This is a genomic window from uncultured Campylobacter sp., from assembly GCF_938030815.1.
Lineage (GTDB): Bacteria > Campylobacterota > Campylobacteria > Campylobacterales > Campylobacteraceae > Campylobacter_B.
Window position 1 is genome coordinate 1 of record NZ_CALHII010000281.1, and the last position, 4,929, is coordinate 4,929.

4 protein-coding genes are annotated in these 4,929 nt (G+C 48.6%); 2 read left to right on the forward strand and 2 right to left on the reverse strand.

Going from position 1 to position 4,929, the window contains the following annotated elements:
• Positions 1-740: 740 nt before the first annotated feature.
• Both cysS and murJ read right to left on the reverse strand, forming a co-directional pair.
• Positions 741-2,171, reverse strand: coding sequence for a cysteine--tRNA ligase (gene cysS / locus Q0277_RS10565; protein WP_297997865.1), 1,431 nt, complete (start codon positions 2,169-2,171; stop codon positions 741-743).
• Positions 2,158-3,555 carry a murein biosynthesis integral membrane protein MurJ gene (gene murJ / locus Q0277_RS10570; protein ID WP_297997867.1) on the reverse strand — a complete coding sequence of 466 codons (1,398 nt, stop codon included), beginning with the start codon at positions 3,553-3,555 and terminating at the stop codon, positions 2,158-2,160. Before murJ ends, cysS begins: the two co-directional genes overlap by 14 nt.
• Before the next feature lie 80 nt (positions 3,556-3,635).
• Here murJ and Q0277_RS10575 point away from each other — a divergent pair, with 80 nt between their 5' ends.
• Positions 3,636-4,739 carry an ABC transporter permease gene (locus Q0277_RS10575; RefSeq protein WP_297997869.1) on the forward strand — a complete coding sequence of 368 codons (1,104 nt, stop codon included), beginning with the start codon at positions 3,636-3,638 and terminating at the stop codon, positions 4,737-4,739.
• On the forward strand, positions 4,736-4,906 hold the full coding sequence (locus tag Q0277_RS10580) for a hypothetical protein (RefSeq protein WP_297997871.1): 171 nt from the start codon (positions 4,736-4,738) through the stop codon (positions 4,904-4,906). The genes Q0277_RS10575 and Q0277_RS10580 overlap by 4 nt, the downstream gene beginning before the upstream one ends.
• The last annotated feature ends 23 nt before the right edge of the window (positions 4,907-4,929 follow it).

Genomic DNA, 4,929 nt, shown 5'->3' on the forward strand with positions numbered 1-4,929 from the left:
GTAATTTTTACATTACCATTTTTAAAGCGTAAAGAGCCTTAAAAGCGAGCGAGTTTTTATTCATCGCGATTTCTAAACACTTTCGCACGTCATAAGCGTTAAATGCTTTGAAAACGCTACAAAGTGCCGTTATACATCGTGTGTATCGCAACTTCACATCGTCGCGCTGCATTGCTCTTTCGCACCACCGCACTACCTATAAAATCGCGGCCTGCCTTGCGCATTAGCCACTATATCAGCAGCGTTACCGAATGAAATCGCGACTTTCATCGCTGCGTGCACCCGCGTACAATATCACTATAAAAATCGCGCCAAAATTTGCACGTCGCGGCAGCGCATTCCACTATACCTAGCCGCGTTAAAATTTACGCACAGGTGCGCCGCAGTGCTGCTTTCACTATGCTGCATCACAACTATGCATCGCTAATTGCCGATAAAAATCGCACTAAAATTTACGCACAGACAAGCCGTAGTGCTGCCGCTGTACCGCGCTATATCGCGCCGTCGTATCAGCTGCGCCGCCGAATGAAAATTGCACCCGCCTTGCGCCTTCGCCGCTGCGTCGTGCTGTACATTGCATCGCTCCTGCGCCGCACCACTAAATAAAATCACGCCGCTGTATCACAATACTGCAGATAAAAATCGCACTGAAATTTACGCGCGAATTAGCGTTCGGATTTACATCTCGAATAGTAAAAATCACAAAATTTAGCGTAAAATTTTATGCTAAATTTTACGTTTTACTCTGCTGCGACCTCCCAAACGGTGCCGCTAGGCGTATCCATCACTTCGATCTTCATATCCGTAAGGCGCGCCCTGATGGCATCCGCGCTCGCAAAGTCCTTTTCCGCCTTCGCCTGTGCGCGCTGTTTTATCAGCTCCTCGATCTGCGCCCTTTGCTGCTCGCTCACGCCGAAGCGAAAGTATTCGGTCTCATCCTCGTATAAAATTCCGAGCGTCTGCTTCGCAAACTCCAAATTTGCGGCGATGCGGGCTTTTAGCGTCTTATCTTTTGGCGCGCGATCGAGCGCTTCGTTCGCGCTTGCTACGAAGCTATCAAGCACCGCAAGCGCGCCTGAGGTGTTGAGATCATCGCTTAAAAACTCCATCATCTCCGATCTAAATTTAGCCTCCGCAGCAGGCAGCTCGGACGTGGAATTTTGCCCTGCGGCGGGAGTTAAAACGTCACGCACGCGCTTTTTAAGGCGGTAAATTTTATCTAGCCTCTTTTTGCTCGCAAGCAGATCGGCTATCGAATAATTAAAATTTGCCCTGTAATGCGAGCTTAAGAGATAAAATCTCAGCGCCTCGCCCGGGGCGATTTTTAGAGCGTCTCCTACAAAAAAGGAGTTGCCGAGGCTCTTGCTCATCTTTTCGTTATTTACCTGCACGAAGCCGTTGTGAAGCCAGTATTTGCTTAGCGCTCTATGGCGGGCGCAGCGGCACTGCGCGGCTTCGTTTTCGTGATGCGGAAAGAGCAGATCGGCGCCGCCTGCGTGAATGTCTATGCAAAATTGCGGATCGCCGCTATCAAGGTGCGCCAAAATCATCGCGACGCACTCGCTGTGCCAGCCCGGGCGCCCTTTGCCAAACGGGCTATCAAACCAATTCTCGTCAAATTTCCACAGCACGAAGTCCTTTTCGTCGTGCTTGGCATCGTTTGAGGCGACGCGGGCGATGTTTTTGCCGGCGCCCTCTTTTTTGCCGCTAAGACTTAGATAATCCCCATCCTTGCGCGTGTCAAAGTAGATGCCGTCACCTGCGATCTCGTAGGCAAAGCCTTTTTGAAGAAGCGAGGATATGAGCTCGCAGATCGCGGCGATATTTTCGGTCGCTTTGGGCGAAATGCTCGCGTCTGCGACGTTTAGTGCGCTCATATCCTGCAAATATCTGCGGGTATAAAACTCCGTGATCTCTCCCAGACTCTTGCCGGTTTCCGCCATCTTTTTTAAAATTTTATCGTCGATGTCGGTGAAATTTCGCGCAAATTTTACCTCATAGCCCTCCGCTTGCAGTACGCGGCGCAGCAGATCGAAGCTCACGGCGCTTTTTGCGTGCCCCAAATGCGCATCGTCATAAACGGTCGGACCGCAGGCGTAAATGCGCGCTAGCCCCTCGCTAATGGGCTTAAAAGGGAGCTTCTTTTTGCTCAAACTATCATAAATTACCATAATACAAGCCTTTTAAAATGTATAAAATCGCCGCTTCGCCCGCACAAAGCGCCGCGATCGCAATAATTTTTTTTGCGCGGATTATAGCCAAAAAGTTATTAAATCCAAAAAAATAGAGATTAAAGCCGAGCAGAAACGCTCCCGTTATCGTGCTTGCAAACGCAAGCCCCACCGCTCCGAAGGGTTTAAAAAACAGCGCGCACAAAGCGACGTTTATAAAGACGCACCAGATCGAAATTTTCGCGCTTAGCTTCTGCTTCATATTCGCATACAGCCAGTGCGAAAAAATCCTAGACAGCCCAAACGGCACGAGCCCTACCATATATGCGCCGAGAACCGCGGCGCATTCGATAGAATTTTGACGGGTAAATTCTCCGCGCTCAAATAGCAGCTGCGTGATCTCGTTTCGCAGCATCACGCCGCCTATCGCAGAGAGTCCGAGTAGCGCCAAAAGGAAGTAAAATCCGCGCTCCACGAGCGCCAGAGCCTGCGCGTCGTCGTGAGCTTTTACAAATTTGCTCATTCGCGGAAAGATTGCCGTGCTAAGTGCGATCGCAAAAAGCGCGAGCGGCAGCTGAAATATGCGGTTGGCGTAGTAAAGATAGCTTATGCTGCCGCTAGCAAGGAAGCTCGCAAAAAAGGTATCTATAAACGAGCTTAGCTGAAGCGCCGACGCACCGAGCACGCCCGCGAAAAAATTTTTATAAAAGCCCTGCGTTTGTGCTTTATCGCCCCGTGCAAGCCGCGCAAAGCCGCCCGCTAAGACGCGCAGCATACCGGTAAATTTCAACGCATAAACGTGTACCGCAAGCTGCAAAAGCCCGCCCGCCACGACGCCGAAGCTAAGATAGAGCACCGCCGTGGCGCCGTCTTTGCCGCGAGCTAGCAGAAGCGCCGCGATCATCGCTAAATTTAAAAGTGCGGTCGAAAACGCCGTCGTAGCGAAGTGGTCGCGATACTGAAGCAGCGAGGCAAAGAGCGTAACGACGAAGATAAACGTAAGGTAGAAAAAATTTATCCGCACGTACGGCACCGCAAGACCGATCTGCTCGGCGCTAAATCCGTATGCCAAAACTTTAGTAAAAACGGGCGCGGCAAGCAGCACGAGCGCCGTTAAAAGCGCGATGAAAATGCTAAATTTTATTAGCACCGCTGCGGCAAAAATTCCTTTTTTACGCGCGGCTGTAAAACTAGGCAAAAACGCCTGCGTAAAGGCTCCCTCGCCGAATAGTCTGCGGAAAAGATTGGGCAGTTTAAACGCTACGAAAAACAGATCGCTATAAATCCCCGCGCCCAAAACCGATGCGGTAAGCAGGTCACGCACGAAGCCCAAAACTCGCGAAACCAGCGTGCCTGCGCTATTTGTAAAAAAGCCTCTGAGCATAAATCTCCATTAAATTTTATAAAATGCCAAGGTTGATTATATTATAATTTCCCCTATTTTTTGATTTTGGAGAGAAATTTTTGCGGAATTTAGCCTTTTCGCTCGAAAGCTCGGGCGGGAAAAATACCTTATCGCTACGCGGGCAGTGGAACTACAAAAGCTCGCGATCGCAGCTGCTTGCACTAAAAAAAGCGGTAAAAAATCTAAACGAGCTGGAGCTAAGCTTAAGCGAAATTTCAAATTTAGACTATTTCATGGCGCTGATGATCAAAAACGCCCTTGCCGGCAAGCGGGTTAGCCTTGTGGAGGATAGCAGCAAAGCTGCCAAAATTCTAAGCTTTATGGATGATAAAACGATCGATTTTAGCTATGTACCCGAATCTCGTAGGCTAAATTTTTTAGCGCAGATCGGGCTTTATTGCTATCTTGGAATTTTAGGCTTGCTAAGCCTTGCAAGCTTTTTGGGCGAGTTTTTTTCTAAACTCGCGGCTTTTATAATTCATCCGATGAAATTCCGTTTCAAAGAAACCGTAAATTTCATCAAAGATAGCGGCATAGACGCGCTTTTCATAGTCTCATTGACAGCGTTTTTGATCGGTATCGTGCTTGCTTACATCGGCTCGGATATGCTTTCTAAATTTGGCGCCAGCATCTATATCATCGATATAATGGGAGCTTTGACGCTTCGTGAGGTAGCACCTCTAATCGCTGCTATCGTTATCGCGGGCCGTTCGGCTTCGAGCTTTACAGCACAGATCGGCGTGATGAAGATCACCGAAGAGATCGATGCGATGAGGACGATGGGCTTTGATCCGTTTTATTTTCTTGCGATGCCGCGCATTATCGCGATGGTACTAATCATGCCGCTAGTCATTTTTATCGCAGATTCGGTAAGTATTTTTGCTCAGATGATAGTGTGCGACGCGTATTTAGATATAGCCTTTAGCGATTATTTGGATAGATTTAAGGCTTCTGTAGAGCTTAGGCATTTTTTAGTAGGTATGATTAAAGCGCCGTTTTTCGGAGCGTTTATCGCTATCATCGGATGCATGCGGGGTTTTGAGGTCAAAGGAAATACCCAAAGCATCGGCGAATACACTACCATTAGTGTCGTAAATGCGATATTTTGGGTTATCGCGATCGACGCGGTATTTGCGGTTTTGTTTTCGGAAATCGGGCTATGAGCGAGCAAGTGCAATCCGGCGAAAGCGCTAAAATTATCGTCGCGCGCGACGTTACTACCGCGTACGGATCGCGCGTTATGCACGATAACGTAAGTTTTAGCGTCAAAAAGGGCGAAATTTACGGCTTTTTAGGTGGCAAACGGCGCGGGCAAATCGACGCTACTTAAAATTTTAAGCGGACAGATCGAAG

Excerpts from the sequence above, each read along its gene's own strand:
- cysS (WP_297997865.1), bottom strand. The coding sequence starts at position 2,171 with ATGGTAATTTATGATAGTTTGAGCAAAAAGAAGCTCCCTTTTAAGCCC.
- murJ (WP_297997867.1), bottom strand. The coding sequence starts at position 3,555 with ATGCTCAGAGGCTTTTTTACAAATAGCGCAGGCACGCTGGTTTCGCGA.
- Q0277_RS10580 (WP_297997871.1), top strand. The coding sequence starts at position 4,736 with ATGAGCGAGCAAGTGCAATCCGGCGAAAGCGCTAAAATTATCGTCGCG.